This is a genomic window from Agarivorans gilvus (genome assembly GCF_001420915.1).
Taxonomy (GTDB): domain Bacteria; phylum Pseudomonadota; class Gammaproteobacteria; order Enterobacterales; family Celerinatantimonadaceae; genus Agarivorans; species Agarivorans gilvus.
Map to the genome: position 1 here is coordinate 1,654,610 of NZ_CP013021.1, position 13,829 is coordinate 1,668,438.

General features: G+C 43.6%; 12 protein-coding genes and 1 pseudogene. 4 read left to right on the forward strand and 9 right to left on the reverse strand.

Going from position 1 to position 13,829, the window contains the following annotated elements:
- Positions 1-218: 218 nt before the first annotated feature.
- Positions 219-911, reverse strand: a complete 693-nt coding sequence (locus AR383_RS07725) for an SDR family NAD(P)-dependent oxidoreductase (RefSeq protein ID WP_055734987.1) — start codon at positions 909-911, stop codon at positions 219-221.
- Positions 912-1,046: 135 nt separating this feature from the next.
- On the opposite strand from AR383_RS07725, the gene AR383_RS07730 reads away from it, so the two are divergent.
- Positions 1,047-1,292, forward strand: coding sequence for a hypothetical protein (locus AR383_RS07730; protein WP_157051669.1), 246 nt, complete (start codon positions 1,047-1,049; stop codon positions 1,290-1,292).
- A 16-nt stretch (positions 1,293-1,308) separates the two neighbouring features.
- On the opposite strand, the gene AR383_RS07735 is transcribed toward AR383_RS07730, so the two are convergent.
- The 3 genes from AR383_RS07735 to AR383_RS07745 all read right to left on the reverse strand — a co-directional run bounded on the left by AR383_RS07735 (position 1,309) and on the right by AR383_RS07745 (position 4,328).
- Positions 1,309-2,886, reverse strand: a complete 1,578-nt coding sequence (locus tag AR383_RS07735; protein WP_055732610.1) for an ATP-binding cassette domain-containing protein — start codon at positions 2,884-2,886, stop codon at positions 1,309-1,311.
- A 385-nt stretch (positions 2,887-3,271) separates the two neighbouring features.
- Positions 3,272-3,688: a GFA family protein gene (locus AR383_RS07740; protein ID WP_229711170.1), complete on the reverse strand. Its 417-nt coding sequence runs from the start codon at positions 3,686-3,688 to the stop codon at positions 3,272-3,274.
- 142 nt (positions 3,689-3,830) lie between these two features.
- Positions 3,831-4,328 (reverse strand): DinB family protein, encoded by a 498-nt coding sequence (locus AR383_RS07745; RefSeq protein ID WP_055732612.1) that lies wholly within the window; start codon positions 4,326-4,328, stop codon positions 3,831-3,833.
- Between the two features lie 449 nt (positions 4,329-4,777).
- Between AR383_RS07745 and AR383_RS07750 the strand changes: the two genes are divergently transcribed.
- Both AR383_RS07750 and AR383_RS07755 read left to right on the forward strand, forming a co-directional pair.
- Positions 4,778-5,593 carry a substrate-binding periplasmic protein gene (locus AR383_RS07750; protein WP_055732613.1) on the forward strand — a complete coding sequence of 272 codons (816 nt, stop codon included), beginning with the start codon at positions 4,778-4,780 and terminating at the stop codon, positions 5,591-5,593.
- Between the two features lie 31 nt (positions 5,594-5,624).
- Complete coding sequence (locus AR383_RS07755; RefSeq protein ID WP_055732614.1) at positions 5,625-7,004, forward strand: diguanylate cyclase; 1,380 nt, start codon at positions 5,625-5,627, stop codon at positions 7,002-7,004.
- A gap of 196 nt (positions 7,005-7,200) precedes the next feature.
- Here the strand turns inward: AR383_RS07755 and AR383_RS07760 are convergent, their stop codons facing one another.
- The 5 genes from AR383_RS07760 to AR383_RS07780 form a co-directional block, all read right to left on the reverse strand.
- Entirely contained in the window at positions 7,201-8,265 is a 1,065-nt protein-coding gene (locus tag AR383_RS07760) for an acyltransferase family protein (protein WP_083481540.1), read from the reverse strand.
- Between the two features lie 116 nt (positions 8,266-8,381).
- Positions 8,382-8,864: a hypothetical protein gene (locus tag AR383_RS07765; protein WP_055732616.1), complete on the reverse strand. Its 483-nt coding sequence runs from the start codon at positions 8,862-8,864 to the stop codon at positions 8,382-8,384.
- 1 nt (position 8,865) lies between these two features.
- Positions 8,866-9,570, reverse strand: a complete 705-nt coding sequence (locus AR383_RS07770; RefSeq protein ID WP_055732617.1) for a hypothetical protein — start codon at positions 9,568-9,570, stop codon at positions 8,866-8,868.
- Positions 9,557-10,066 carry a hypothetical protein gene (locus tag AR383_RS07775; RefSeq protein WP_055732618.1) on the reverse strand — a complete coding sequence of 170 codons (510 nt, stop codon included), beginning with the start codon at positions 10,064-10,066 and terminating at the stop codon, positions 9,557-9,559. The genes AR383_RS07770 and AR383_RS07775 overlap by 14 nt, the downstream gene beginning before the upstream one ends.
- Before the next feature lie 10 nt (positions 10,067-10,076).
- The gene (locus AR383_RS07780) at positions 10,077-12,296 is read right to left on the reverse strand and encodes a hypothetical protein (protein ID WP_157051670.1); all 2,220 of its coding nucleotides are present in this window, start codon (positions 12,294-12,296) and stop codon (positions 10,077-10,079) included.
- A gap of 349 nt (positions 12,297-12,645) precedes the next feature.
- On the opposite strand from AR383_RS07780, the pseudogene AR383_RS21240 reads away from it, so the two are divergent.
- A pseudogene (locus tag AR383_RS21240) lies at positions 12,646-13,563 on the forward strand (IS5 family transposase).
- Positions 13,564-13,829: the final 266 nt, after the last annotated feature.

Here is a 13,829-nt window from a genome sequence, read left to right on the forward strand (position 1 = left end):
GGCGCAAGTTATGGCAAGGCTATGTCATGGCTAAGTTGCGGAGTATGTTCGGAGTGGCAGACGGAATTGCAGGAATATGGGGTTAGGCCTTCATTAACACCAGTAAGCCAAATGGCAGGCAGGTTTTCTAAGGCAAGAACTTAGCCGCTTAAGCCTTTATTAGGCCTAAGCTGCTAAAACATCTCTTCAGTTACCCAATCACCAGATTATTAGAGCCTTTACTCGGCATAATCTTGGGCGCAGTAGAGTTGTCCGCTACCGGCATCGTCTTCAAGTAATACCGGAACCAAGGCACCCGGTATAACCGAATCTGGATGGTTAGGTGCATGCTCGCCACCTAAATCGGTTTGCAACCAACCGGGATCCATTAAGTTCATTAATACGCCACTGCCCGCTAAGCTAGGCAGCATGTCTCGCACATAACGGTCTAAAGCAGCTTTCGAGCAGCTATACGCCATTAGTTGGGGTTGGTCGGCAATGCCCGAGGTAACATTTACAATGCGCCCTAAACCTTGCTGCTTCATTTGCGGCAAGAAGGCGTCACATAAGCTTGCTGGGGCAATGCAATTAACTTGAAAACTCAGGGCATAATCTGCCGCAGGTACTACCGCATCTTCTCGCCATGGCGTCATAATTGCGGCATTGTTATATAACACCGTTAAACAGTGCCCGGTTAATTGATTAACTTGAGCAACGAGCTTCGCCACGGCTTGGTTATCAGACAGCTCCGCTTCCACCGCATAGGCCACACCTTGCTGGCCAGTAATTTCATCTACTACTCGCTGCGAAGCAGCCAAACTGCGGCTGTGTACAATTACTTTAGCCCCTTGGGCGGCTAAGGCTTTAGCCACGCGTAAACCCACACCTCGGCTGGCACCGGTGACTAAGGCCCATTTTCCTGCTACTTGCATCGTTTTTTCACCCATTATTCGTTGAGATAGTCGCTATTGTATGGCGTTAATCTTAACGCTAAGCGAGCCTGGCTCAGCGTTTACCCCAAGCTAAATTGGCGAAACAAGACTAAGTTCAAAAGCCAACAAACCAGCATGAAACAAAGACGCAATCAGGTGCTAAAAAACAGCGCAGTGATGGTGCACGCTCACAGTTTAACAGAGCATGGCGCTAGCCATAGCAGCTTGCACAAGCACAGCCATAACATTGGCTTAAACTTGCAAATGCGGCATGGGCTTGACTTTGCTGCTTTCCCCATAAAACAAGCCCCAAGTAAGGCAGAGTTAAAGCAAATAGCTCTGCGTAGATACCTTGGGGTAAGCTTATGTTACCCCGGTTAATCTACCGCTTAGCTTGCTAGTTAGGTGATAAAGCGATTTGTCTCTGAATTCCTGACTCATTGGCAAAATCGTTATCATGACTCACTAAAATGAAACCACCGCGATAGTGTTGTAAGGCCTGCGCCAGCATCATTTTTGAATCCAGATCTAGGTGATTATCTGGCTCATCTAAGAGTAACAAGGGCTGGTCTAGTTGATGACTAACGATAAGCATCGCTAACTTCATCTTCTCGCCGCCACTAAGCATGCTACCAAGGCGAAACACACTGTCTCGGCGAAAACCAATACCCGCCAGCAATGTTCTGGCATCGCTGTCTTTGATTCCCTTACACTGCTGAATCAAGTTATCCAATATCGATAGCTCTGTTCGAATAACACCGAAATGCTGATCAAGATAATACAACGACGTATTTATTTGCAGCTCTCCTCTTAGTAAAGAAAACTCGCCTAATAGGGTTTTTAACAAGGTTGATTTACCGCACCCGTTGTTGCCAGTCAGATGAATTTTGTCGTGGGCATACACTTGCATTGAGATAGGCTTAGCATTAGCAAAAGGCAATACAGCATCGAGTAGCGATACCACTTTACGCAGTCGGCTTGGGCTGTCTTCGAGATAGAGCTTTTGCTCTTTCAGCTGCTCTTTTCTCGCCTTTAAGGATTGTGCTTTATCGTCTAGCTGCGCTTCACGTAATTGCTGGTTTTTGTTGCGATTTGAGGCCCGTGCGGTGGCTTTATCTTTTTTAGCATCGAGTAAGCTTTTTCCATGGCTACCTTCTTTACGCAATTTGTTTCCTTGAGCCGCGCGTTGCTCTGCCTTTTCTCGGTTTCGTTGTGCTTGTACTTGCAGCTGTTTTTTCTGCTTATCAACACTTACCAGTTGTCGTTCCAAGGCTTGTAATTCGGTGCGTTTCTGTTCGGCGTAAAACGAGTAGCTTCCGCCATAAACGTGTAAGCCAAGCCCAGATAACTCCCATATTTCGTCCACTTCACGTAGCAATACTCGGTCATGACTGATCAGTAAAATTGCTCCGTGAAACGCTTGCATCATTTCCAATAGCCACTGCTTAGCGTGAGTATCAAGGTGGTTGGACGGTTCATCGAGAATCAATAACTCTGGGTCACGGTTAAATAACTGCCAAAGCTGTAATCGTGCCAATTGGCCACCACTGAGTTGAGCACAAGGAAAATCAACATCTAATGGCAAGCCTAGCTGTTTAAGCTGCTGAGTGAGCTGCGCGGATAAATCCCATTGCTCTCCAATCACGTCGAACCAATGTTCAGAGCAGTCCCCCGATTCAACCCGCTTTAACGCTTCAAGTACCTCTGCTTTACCTAAGAACTGCCCAATGGTAAGCCCAGCTGATAACAAGTGAGAGGGTTGCTGACGATAAACTGCGAATGACTTAGGTAGCGAGACTGCTCCACTTGATGGCTCTAATTCACCACACAATATTGAAGCTAGTATCGATTTACCCACACCATTACGCCCGACCAAGCCAACACGACGTTTAAGCATGGAGCATGACAACTGTTGAAACAGCATGTCGCCATTATCAAATTGATGGCTTATGTTGTAAGCCTGTAAAACTGGCATAATTTGCCTCCTGTAAGACAGGGACAACAGCCGTAGCTAAACAGTTAATAGAGATCAGATCAATGCAAATACTCGCGCGTATTCAAGCGCTTAAAATATCCAGAATGTACTTGTAAAGAAATATCGGAGAGTGAGCTACGCCTACTAACCCTGTAAATCCAAAAATAAAATAAGAGATGGATGACAGGTTTAGTTATTCATGTTGGCGTAATCTCCTGAAGAAGTGATGTAAAAAGGTTACTTTATTCAGTCTTGTTTAGTCAAGACTGCCAGTTCTAACTAAAATAGCCACACTGGCTAGCTTCGCGAGGGAAACCAACCAGAGCTAAGGCTTAAAGCAGTGGCAGCTTTAGTTAGCGCTGACTTTATGCCTTAGCAGCGGCTGCTAGGGCTGCTTATCAAAAACTTTGACGCCCTCTGGTATTTGATACCAATCTTGCTTTTCACTTACCCATACATGAACTGTAGGATTAATAATGCTGGTATCCGATAAATTGCTAGGTTTAAGCTTTAGTTTATCTGGCTCGTTAGGATCAAAGTGGTAAATTCTATTTCCACAGGTGGGGCAAAATTTTGCGCCATTAGTATTGCCGCTATCCGCTACTCGGCTCCAAGTTTTCATTTCACCATGAAACTGAACACTATCGGTTTTAACCATCGCCGTTATGCTAAATGCACTAGTCGACAATTTTTGACATTCTTTACAATGGCAAGCGGCAACCATTAACGGTGGCTCTAATAACTCATATTGGACATTGCCACACTGACACGAACCTTTAATTGGATATTCAGTAGGACTCACTTTGTTCTCCTTAATTTGATCGGCAGTTAACATCCGCTTAAATAATAGACCAACTCAAACGCGTAACAAGCTCATATTACACTCAACCCATTGCCACGAAAAAAGCCACGCCTTGGTCCTTGGCTTAAACGTTTCTAAACGGCTAAATTGCTGTCCTTCTTGAAGACTCTGCTTGATGTAGATACCGAGTAAATGTGTCTTTAGGACGTTCTAGGTTATTTTTTGCCAGCACCCTAGATGCCATGCCTCTGTGGTTACTGCCATGAGTTAACAAATGAAGCAGTATTTCTTCGACTGACATCTGCCCTGTATCACCATCAACAAAAGTAAATGAAATAACCCTTTGCAGTTCTTCTTCGGATACAGATTCCGCATACTGAGCCAGCCACGAATCGTTTTGATTCATTGTATTGCGTAGCTCCGCTAGTGTTGGAGTCTCAGGCGTATTATCACCACTATATTTTTCGGGCTCTCCCAAAATTCGGCTGATAAAGAGGCTATCGACCACCGTAGTATGGTTTAAAATTCTAATGAAAAACGTGCTATCACTTTCCGTGAGCTGTGAGAGTTGTTGTTCCCCAAAGTTAAGCAATTGCTTATTTGCCCACTTCTTATAATTAAATGCCTTAGCAAACTGCATGTCTTCTCCATGTTTATGATTTGAGATGACCTTAAGTCCAACCACAGCACTTTAAGCACAAATCCAATTTCGATATAAAAATGCCCAGCATTGAGCATCACGCTTAAATGCTGATTAGCCATTGAACTTTTAGCTATCACCCGATTTTAATGAATAGCTATACGCTTAAGAGGCCAATATACCAGCAATATAGATTTCCTTGTTTGAGCAAATATGCCTGAGTGCGAATAAACCCTATAGTAAACGCTGAGTAAAATGCCTAACAGCATAGTTTTATAAACGTTACTCGCGTTAGAAAACTAGGGGAATATAGCCTTATAGCTGAAATTTTGCGGCCAAACCCAGCTAATGTCGATAGAGATCTCCAAACTAAAGCCAGCAACTCTCGTGGCACTGTTATGGTAAAACTCCTATACTGTCAGTAGCTTATAATACAGGGAATGATAATTATGCTGGCACACACTAAACAAATTAAACTCACCAAAAAATCGCTCACTTTTAGCCTTCTGTTTGCTAGCTTTATTGCACTTTTTTCTAGTTCTGTTTTTGCAGATACACTAAGAATCGCAACTGATGAATGGTGTCCTTACGACTGCATCGCAAGTCAAAACCAAGGCAAAGTGGGTTACCTAGGTGATTTGCTAGTTGAAACCATGAAAGCAAGAGGGCATCAAGTCGAATTTGTTGAAGTGTCTTACTCTCGTGGGCTGCAATTGGTTAGAGAAGGCAAGCTCGACGGAACCATGGCCTGCTTTAGAGAAGAAGCCCCAGACTTTGTGTTTCCAGACTTTGCTCTAGGCAAGAGCAACAGTACCTTTTTTAGCCATAAAGACTCAAATTGGCAGTATACGGGCAAAGACTCGCTTGAGCAGGCCGCAATGATTGGCATTATTAAAGGCTATGACTATGTTGACCCGACGGTAATGGAGTACTTTAATCAACATCCCAAAAACGTACTGGCCATCACCGGAGAAAAACCATTAGAACGATTGCTTGAAATGCTAATCAATGGTCGCTTAACCGCGGTTATTGAAGACAAAAGCGTATTGGAATACAAAATCAAGCAAATGGGTCAGTCCGAGCAAATCAAAGTTTCCGGCACCACTAGTGTAGTGATTGATGTTTACGCCAGTTTTTCACCTAAAAACCCTAAATCCGCTGAGTATGCAAAAATCTTGTCTGAAGAAACCCTGAAAATGCGAGAAGACGGTCGTTTAAGTCAATTATTGGAGCGTTATGGCATTCAAGATTGGCAGGTTAAATAAATTGAGTACCCCAAACCTTAAGGGCTGTTAAGTGCGAGCTTTGTTAAAACGTTATCGCCAATCGATTGCGCTGCATCTGCTGCTGATTATCTTTGGCCTTTATTTTTTGGTAGCCGTTCTGGTCACGGTGGTACAGCTTTACAAAGAATACGAAAACACCAAAAAAGAATTTTATGATGAAATTCAAACCTTGCCAGCCACCTTTGGCAAGGGAATTTCCGACTCAGTTTGGACCTATAATCAAGAATTACTGCAATCAATTCTACAAGGCATGTACAACCTGCCCATCGTGGTCGGAGTCAAAATCAACTCACTTGACCACAAAATGGACATCCAAGTCGGTGCTGTGTTTAATCAGCAAAATCAGGTTGAGTATTACGACTCGAAAGGCCTAGCTACAGAACAAAAACTCACTGGCTTGGGTGCTAACGCTCTGTTCGCACACGAATTTCCCATTTATTATCAAGGCCCCGCATTTAGCCAGGACATTCCCTTAGGAACAGTTACGCTTTATTCGAATGACCAACTGGTTTTTGAGCGAGTAAAATATGGCTTCATCCTTATTTTAATCAACTCAGTCATCAAAACCTTTGTGCTTTGGTTTATTATTTATTTCTTCATTAACAAGCATTTAGGCAAACCACTCAAAGAATTCACCCTAAAAATTTCTCAGCAAAACAGCAAGTTTCCACAAGCGATAGATTTAGCAATTAACTGGACGGATAAAAACGAACTGCTCATCTTAAAAGACAGTTATAACCAAATGATTGAGAGGGTAAACAAGCACCAACACGAATTGTTAGAACTGAACCAAGTGCTAGATGAGAAAGTTAAAGCCCGAACCCGCGATTTAGAGCTAGCCAAGGAAAGTGCTGAGCTCTTAGCTTATAGCGACCCTCTCACTCAACTCAGTAATCGCCGTGCTTTTTTCGATTATGGAGAGCAGTTATTGGAGCAGGCCTATCGGCAACAGAATTCGCTGAGTTTAATTATGGTTGATATCGATAATTTTAAAAATCTCAATGACACTTACGGCCATGCTCTGGGCGATCAAGCGCTAGTCGCTTTTGCAACAACGCTTAAAAACAACCTTCGTTCCACCGATATCATCGCCCGCTTGGGGGGAGAGGAGTTTGCCATTATGTTGTCTAATCTTGGAGAAGATAACGCGATCAATATTGCCGAAACCCTTCGCCTGAAAGTCAGTCAAATCGAGCTAGAACATGAACAGCTATCCATTCAGTTTACTGCCAGCTTTGGAGTGGTAGAGAGTTTACCGGGAAGCTCAAATATAGATTCGTTACTGGCTCAAGCCGACACGGCTCTTTATTTTTCAAAGCAACACGGGCGCAATAAGGTTACCGCGTATTCGACAATAGCAAACACAACAACAATCAACAGTGTTAATTAAGCCACTTAAGTTATGATAAAGGCTTCTAACAACGCTGCTTAATCGACCATAAGCTTTGTTGTGGCTAAAGACAAAAAAGGATGCGTAGCAACGCATCCTTTTAGAGAACCAGCTTGGACATGATGAGAATTTACAACTATTTAATGCTGACTTTAGACTGCCAATATGCTCCAAATGACGAATTTAGTAACAAGCGCTAATTGGCCGACTTATCTCTAACAAACAAAGGATTAAGCTTGCAGGGGCGAAACGCTAAAGACAATACTGCGCTTTTCTCAACCAGTACTTTAATCACTAGCGGCACAGTAATACTACAAGCATAAGCCGTTATCGCTAACAGCACTAAAGTGGTGGCATTGCTAAACCCCTTTGAGATGTAAGCGTAAACCTGCCGACTGATAACACTATGAAAAATCAAGATATATAAGCTCGCTTTTCCCAAAGCTAAAGGAGCGACACTCACCAGCGGACTTCTGCAAATAAACCAAGACACAGTTAAAACAAAGTAAAATCCAGCCAAGGCAGCGATTGTAGCGAACAACACGGGTTGGTACAGGCGCATATTGAAATCAGAGCGAGTTTCGGTATAAGTAGCAATGACTATCACCACTAACAGCGATATTGCGCCTAAAATAGGCTTAGCCTTGAAGTTTAACAGTGGCTGCTTAAACAGCACCCCTAACATAAAATAGAACAACGAGAGCGGAATAATATCTAGGGAAAACGGCAAGCCATAGCAGTGTATGTTGCTAGAAAAAAGTACGAGATCGGAATGCCAAAAGTAAGCTACATAGTGAGCTCCCCAGGCCAGAAATACCGTTAACAGCAACAGCGATATCCAGCGAGGCAAGCGAGAAAAACCACAGTAACGAAACAAGATATAAGTAAAGCAATACACTAAGAACAAATGGGGTAAAAACCAAAGAGGCCCCCAATCAATAGTGGCACCCGAAGCATAAAATATCCCCTTAAGGCGCCATAGAATGTCGCTCTCTCCTTGCCACGCGGCTATCAGCAACAAGCAAAGCAATACCGCAAAATAAGGCTTTAGTAGAGCATCAGCTTTGTTCAGTAAGAATGGTTTAGGCTTAGCCGCGTAAGAAAAAAACAAGCCTGACAAGGCAAAAAACAAGGGCATTCTAAAAAGCCCCATTCCTTCAACAAAATCAGGAAACAGAGTCCGTAACTCACTGTGGTGCATGGCCACTAGACTAATCGAAATACCCTTTGCGATATCTACATGCTTTACTCTGCCGTCCATATCCACTCCGGCTAGTTTCTGTGCTAATGGAGGCTAAAGCTTGGCAGAGTTGGCGCTTATTGATATTGACTAAAAGCATAAAAATCGAACAAAAAACCATCAATCATCTCGAAGCTTTAGCATAGAACCATATTAGGATGACCGCAGCGGCTTAGGTTATCTAAACCGTAACCGGGAATATCTTTGCCTATAGAGTGGATGAGCCTAGATATCCCTAAACCTTCGCCGCCACTACCCGTGCGGTCGTAGTGATGAAAGCCCTTTGAGGGTTGTGGCTTAGAGGGGTCTCCAGCATTGAAAAAACGCGGTAGGTTTTCTACAAACCAAGCCGCTGCACCAATGGGGAACTCGTATTGCTCTACATAGCGATATGGTTCACCACTAAAAGGGCTAATACCATCATTCCAATAATGAATAATTAACATAGCTCCATCAAAGTAAAGCTGCCAATCACGAACCGTATCTTTAAACCTAACATCAGTAATCTCGGCAATTTTTTTCCAAGCGCTAGGTAAGTTTTCCGGCTGGTATACCGGCCATTCTGGCTTGCGAGGCACTGGCACAAAAGTAGATGCATCAAAGACAGGGAGGTTATTCATACTATGAATTAATAATAAGTTCCTCTACCGCTTGTTTAGCCGCAGCCTCATTTATCCAAGCTAGAGGTCTATTGCCACAAAACACGGCTCCATCAAAAATTTTATAGAGCTCTTTAGCTTTAGGTATGTCATCAATGGAATTCCCGCCAAAACCTCCAACAGCAGTATATCCAGGGAACCTTGGTAGATGGCTTTGAAATGGTAACTTTTGTTTACCGCTATCAATATCTAACTTAAGCTCCTCCAACTCTTTGAGAAAAATGACTTCATTTGTACTGAGAACCCTAGTAGCATTTTTCAAACAAAAAATAAGCGCCTCTATGACCCTCGAAATGTGCGGGTAATACTCGGGTTTAATTAATAACTGACCTTTCTTAAGAATCTTTATTAGCTGCACTAGCGGAAGTTCGATCTCTTCAAATATAGAATTTATATCGTCAGGATCACTAGCATGAAAGCTTAAGGTTCCATCAGTGTATATATAGCGTAGGGTACTTAATTGTTCTGCTGGAAGAGGTAAACTAAAGTTTGGTTCCTTTAGCTTATCTAATACCCAAAGTAGCTGCGCTTGCAAACGCCCTTCAGGGCTAGAGTCGACTATCGCATACTCACTAAATCGATCGAGTAAGTAGTTTGAGATTGCGATAACATCATCTTTTTGTTCACTTAGCATCAGAATAACGGAGGTACCTCTAGAGCTCGCCATTATCAATTTTACTTGCAATCACCTTGAGCTCTTCTAGTAAGCCATTGTCAAATAACATTTCATCAGTAAAACAAAACTCTTGCTGCTTTTTAATTGTAACGCTTCCATATCTATTACGACTTGCGTTTGCTAATCCATAACCGGGCGTACCAAACCAGCGGCTAGTTACAAGTTTTTCACCAGCGATTTCCTTAGCGTACGTGAACTCGCCTTTCCTTAAACCGCCTTCAGCCTCTGTTTTCATGAACTTCTGCTCAATAGCATTGATAAACCAAGATAAACCTGACTTAGGTATTTCTATATCTGTGCCACCTAACCACTTTTCTGGTTGGCCATTTACCGCAGGAAAACACCCTTTTGATGCCAACACTAGATAATCATGCATTAACAACAAGTAAAAGAAACGATATTTACCGTTAGACCTTAATGACTTAAAGACTAAAACGGTATTTGGATTATTATCTAGATCTTCAACATGTAAATTTTTAAATCTCATTTAGATTACCTTATAAATCAATTCGCTTAATCACCCCCAGGCTTTCTAACTTACCTAGTTGCTGTGGATTTTTATCATACGTAAAGACTTCGACAGGGCCATAAGCTACTTTCTCAACAACATTAGTATCACGAGTCATACCGTTACCAGTGAATATTTCCCATGCGCTAATTTTGGTAGCTATATCATGCCGCTCGCTCAATAACTCAGCGGTGTCAATATCATGTCCCAGCGACTTCGCAAAAACTTTTCTTTCCTGATAATCATCCATATCCACACCCGCTTCCCACGCTTTATTGGCAAAATCTTCATATTTAGGAGCAAAATCCTCGTTCATTACTTTTTTAGCAATGCTTGGGCCAATCCCCATATCAGGGTTATTAGCAATTATTTTATTTATGTTATCGAAAGTGGGAATAATAGATACTACATCCCCTGCTTCAGCCAATTGTTGATTATCGATAAGCAACATCGTGTAATTTTTATTTGGGTCATATCTAGTACCAAAAGCATTCAGTATGAGTTTCGCGTCGCTATCCGCATGCTCGACTTGGCTCATGGGGGCGGTCCATGTCACTGCGCGGCCATTCTTAACCTGACCAATTGTGCCAGAGTCCTTTGAGTGACCAGTCTCAATAATACGCACTAACACATTCTCGTTAAGGCCGTTTTCTACAATATTCAGCTTATCTTCAAGGGTATAGGGTGTTTTTGGCAGTGGAGAATTAGAGGCTCTGGCTTCGGCAATAGCATCTTTAGCTCTGCTTAAGCGCTTTTCTGCTTCATCGATAGTTTGTACTGGGCTAATACGCTTTGGCTTATGATTAGCAGGCTTTTGTTTACCCGCATCAGTAGGCACTTGCGCCCCCGTAGGCTTAGCAATTTGTTGTTCAACTTTTCCGCCGGTACGGCCGGATTTAGTTTTAAATCTGGCTTTTTGTTTCAGTTGCTTAGCAAGCTTTTTAAATAAGCCCCCAAGTTTGTCTAAATGACGCACTCGGTTTACGGCGATGGCGGCGCTTGCTGTTCCCCCGCTAAGGGCCACTAAAATGGCGCTTAGTACAATGTCGAAGATGGCAGCCCCGCCCATTTCTGTCAGCTCGGTGTGGTGCTGCGCTTTGGCAAAATCTTTAACAAACTGTACTAGAGCGGCTTGTATTTCACTGTCATCACTAATGAAACTAGCAATTTCATAGGCTTCAGCAAGCTTTTGTTTAGTGATGGAGGCGGGGTCAAAACCCAATGCTTTTACATAAGCTTGGTGCTGGTTGGTGCTCCAATTACTGGCAAAGCTCTCTGCCCAGCCTTTATCGTCATCTACATTGTAGGCATCCCAACCAGCGTTAAGGGCTCGCTTAAGTTGCCCTTGCATAGAGCCAAGCTTTATAAGGTTGTAGCTACATTCTGCCGTATCGGCTAAGGCACCTGCTAGCCCCGTTAGCAGCGAACCTATACTAGCGATTCCCTTTTGAGCGAAGTTAAGCTCATTATAATCGGCTGCAACTTGCGCACCTTCGGCACGTTCAGCAGCGATGATGGCATCTAACACGCCAGTGATTTCTGCTCTGGTTGCCGCTATCGCAGCAACATCAGGCTGTTCGCCAAATTCAACATCTACATTGTTAGGTTCAAGGTTTGCTATGTTAGCTTGACCATCAGCATCGAGCATGCCTTTTAATACTGTGCCATCTGCTAAGGTTGCTTTGTAAGGCAAGTTGGCCGCAGGTGAGCCATCTGGTAATGCGCAATACAATTCTAAAGCTTCGCGAATGTCTTCTGTAGATTGACCGCCGTGACCGAGGGATTCTTCAGTCGACGCCGAGCGAGTTTTTACAATTTCTGGAACAGTGGCAACAGGTAAGCCTCCTTCCACATTGCTAGGAGGTGGCGTTGCGAAACTTTCGCCTTTAAATACTTTGACTTCACCACTGGCTATACCATTACTGAGCCAAGCAATTTTTTGTTGCTCGCTTTTGTGATTAGCCATGTAGTCACCCGATAGATCGAAGTAAAGCTTATTTACATCAAAACGGTGCCCCCACATGCTGTTGTGGTTGAGTAATAGCGATTGCGCCCGATAGCTATCGATGTGGCGGTTAACTGCTTCACCTAGCATTGCTGAGTGACTAAGATGCTTTGGTAACAAAATATAAGACTGGCCAAACTCGTCTACTAAGCGTGTTTGCTTAAACCTAGAGTACTCTGTGGGGCCTGAGTGAGCTTGCATCATCTTTCCTTATACCTCGCTCGCTGTGATTGCCTTAAACATATGCTTCCTTGCTGCTCGAACAATGGGATATTAACTATAGAGTCAATAAGTTGGCGATGCTACCAACCTAATAACAAGTTCGTCAACAATATTGTTAAATTAATCATTAATTTACATGCAATAATAAATAAGGCGGAATATTAAAGAGGCGGGGCTGTAGTGCTGGTTTAGTTTAAAACGCGCCCCCTGCATCAGTCACTCAGGGCAATCAAGCGGGTCGCATTACTAACGGCGTTGTTTCCTAAATCAGATTGAACTAACTCAGCAGTCGCGGATCTGATCAGTATCTATATCTGTCGGGTCACCAAACATGGGTAAAGCGAAAGGCAACATCACCAACTGGAAGCTGTACAACAGTGCACTGAAGCAACGCGGCTCATTGACCTTCTGGATGGATGAGAAAGCCATAGAACTATGGAATAACACTGAGCGCAGTGGTCGTCGAGGGCGCAGCCAAACTTACAGTGACACCGCTATTGCAACTGCGCTGATGATTAAAGGCGTATTCAAGTTACCACTGCGTGCTCTTGAAGGCTTCATCAACTCATTGTTTCGCCTGCTCAAGGTCGACTTAAAATCTCCCGATTACAGTTGTATAAGCAAGCGAGCAAAGACTGTTGAAGTCAACTATCGCCTACCTAGCCAAGGTCAAGCGGCTCACCTCGTTATCGATGCTACAGGTCTTAAGGTGTTTGGCGAAGGAGAGTGGAAGGTGCGTAAACACGGCGCTGAAAAGCGTCGAGTCTGGCGAAAACTGCATATGGCAGTAGATGCCCAGAGCCATCAGATAGTGAGTGCTGAGGTCTCGATGGACTGGGTTCACGATAGTGAAGTGTTACCCACCTTGTTGAGACCGCTGCGGCGCAAAGTGAAAGCAGTAAGCGCTGATGGTGCCTATGACACACGGCAGAGCTATCAAGAAGTACAACGTAAGAAGGCTGTTGCACTAATCCCTCCACGCAAGAATGCAGGTATGTGGGAAGCGGGTCACCCACGGAACGTTGCAGTAAAAGCCTTGAAGCAAGGTGAGTTGGAAAACTGGAAACGGGACAATGCTTACCATCTTCGTTCACTATAGGAGACGGCGATGTATCGTTTCAAACAACTGCTTAGCGACAAGTTGAGTCTACGTTGTTACAACGCCCAAGTCGGCGAAATCATGGCCGGAGTGTGCGCGTTGAACAAAATGAGCAGGCTAGGTATGCCTGCTCGTCAGCTAGCTGAATAAAGAGGAAAACGCCTTGAGGTTACTGCGTTCGTTGCACTGAATTGATCAACAAGGCCATGGAATGCTGCAAAATGTACGACAAAGCGAGCCTAAAAAGGCCTAAATTGTTCTCGCTTTGTTTTTGCCTGTTATTATAAGCCTATAAATTTAAGGGGTTATTTTTGGTGCCTCTAAATTTACCGCGCCAAAATTTGGCGCGGTAAATCGGTTCTCGCTTTGTTTTTTATCAATAAGCGCTGTGAAACTTTGGTTTTTACTGGTAAGTT

Coding starts and splice junctions, on each gene's coding strand:
- AR383_RS07745 (WP_055732612.1), bottom strand. CDS start 4,328: ATGCAGTTTGCTAAGGCATTTAATTATAAGAAGTGGGCAAATAAGCAA.
- AR383_RS07760 (WP_083481540.1), bottom strand. CDS start 8,265: ATGGACGGCAGAGTAAAGCATGTAGATATCGCAAAGGGTATTTCGATT.
- AR383_RS07775 (WP_055732618.1), bottom strand. CDS start 10,066: ATGAGATTTAAAAATTTACATGTTGAAGATCTAGATAATAATCCAAAT.
- AR383_RS07765 (WP_055732616.1), bottom strand. CDS start 8,864: ATGAATAACCTCCCTGTCTTTGATGCATCTACTTTTGTGCCAGTGCCT.
- AR383_RS07780 (WP_157051670.1), bottom strand. CDS start 12,296: ATGATGCAAGCTCACTCAGGCCCCACAGAGTACTCTAGGTTTAAGCAA.
- AR383_RS07730 (WP_157051669.1), top strand. CDS start 1,047: ATGAAACAAAGACGCAATCAGGTGCTAAAAAACAGCGCAGTGATGGTG.
- AR383_RS07735 (WP_055732610.1), bottom strand. CDS start 2,886: ATGCCAGTTTTACAGGCTTACAACATAAGCCATCAATTTGATAATGGC.
- AR383_RS07725 (WP_055734987.1), bottom strand. CDS start 911: ATGCAAGTAGCAGGAAAATGGGCCTTAGTCACCGGTGCCAGCCGAGGT.
- AR383_RS07750 (WP_055732613.1), top strand. CDS start 4,778: ATGCTGGCACACACTAAACAAATTAAACTCACCAAAAAATCGCTCACT.
- AR383_RS07770 (WP_055732617.1), bottom strand. CDS start 9,570: ATGGCGAGCTCTAGAGGTACCTCCGTTATTCTGATGCTAAGTGAACAA.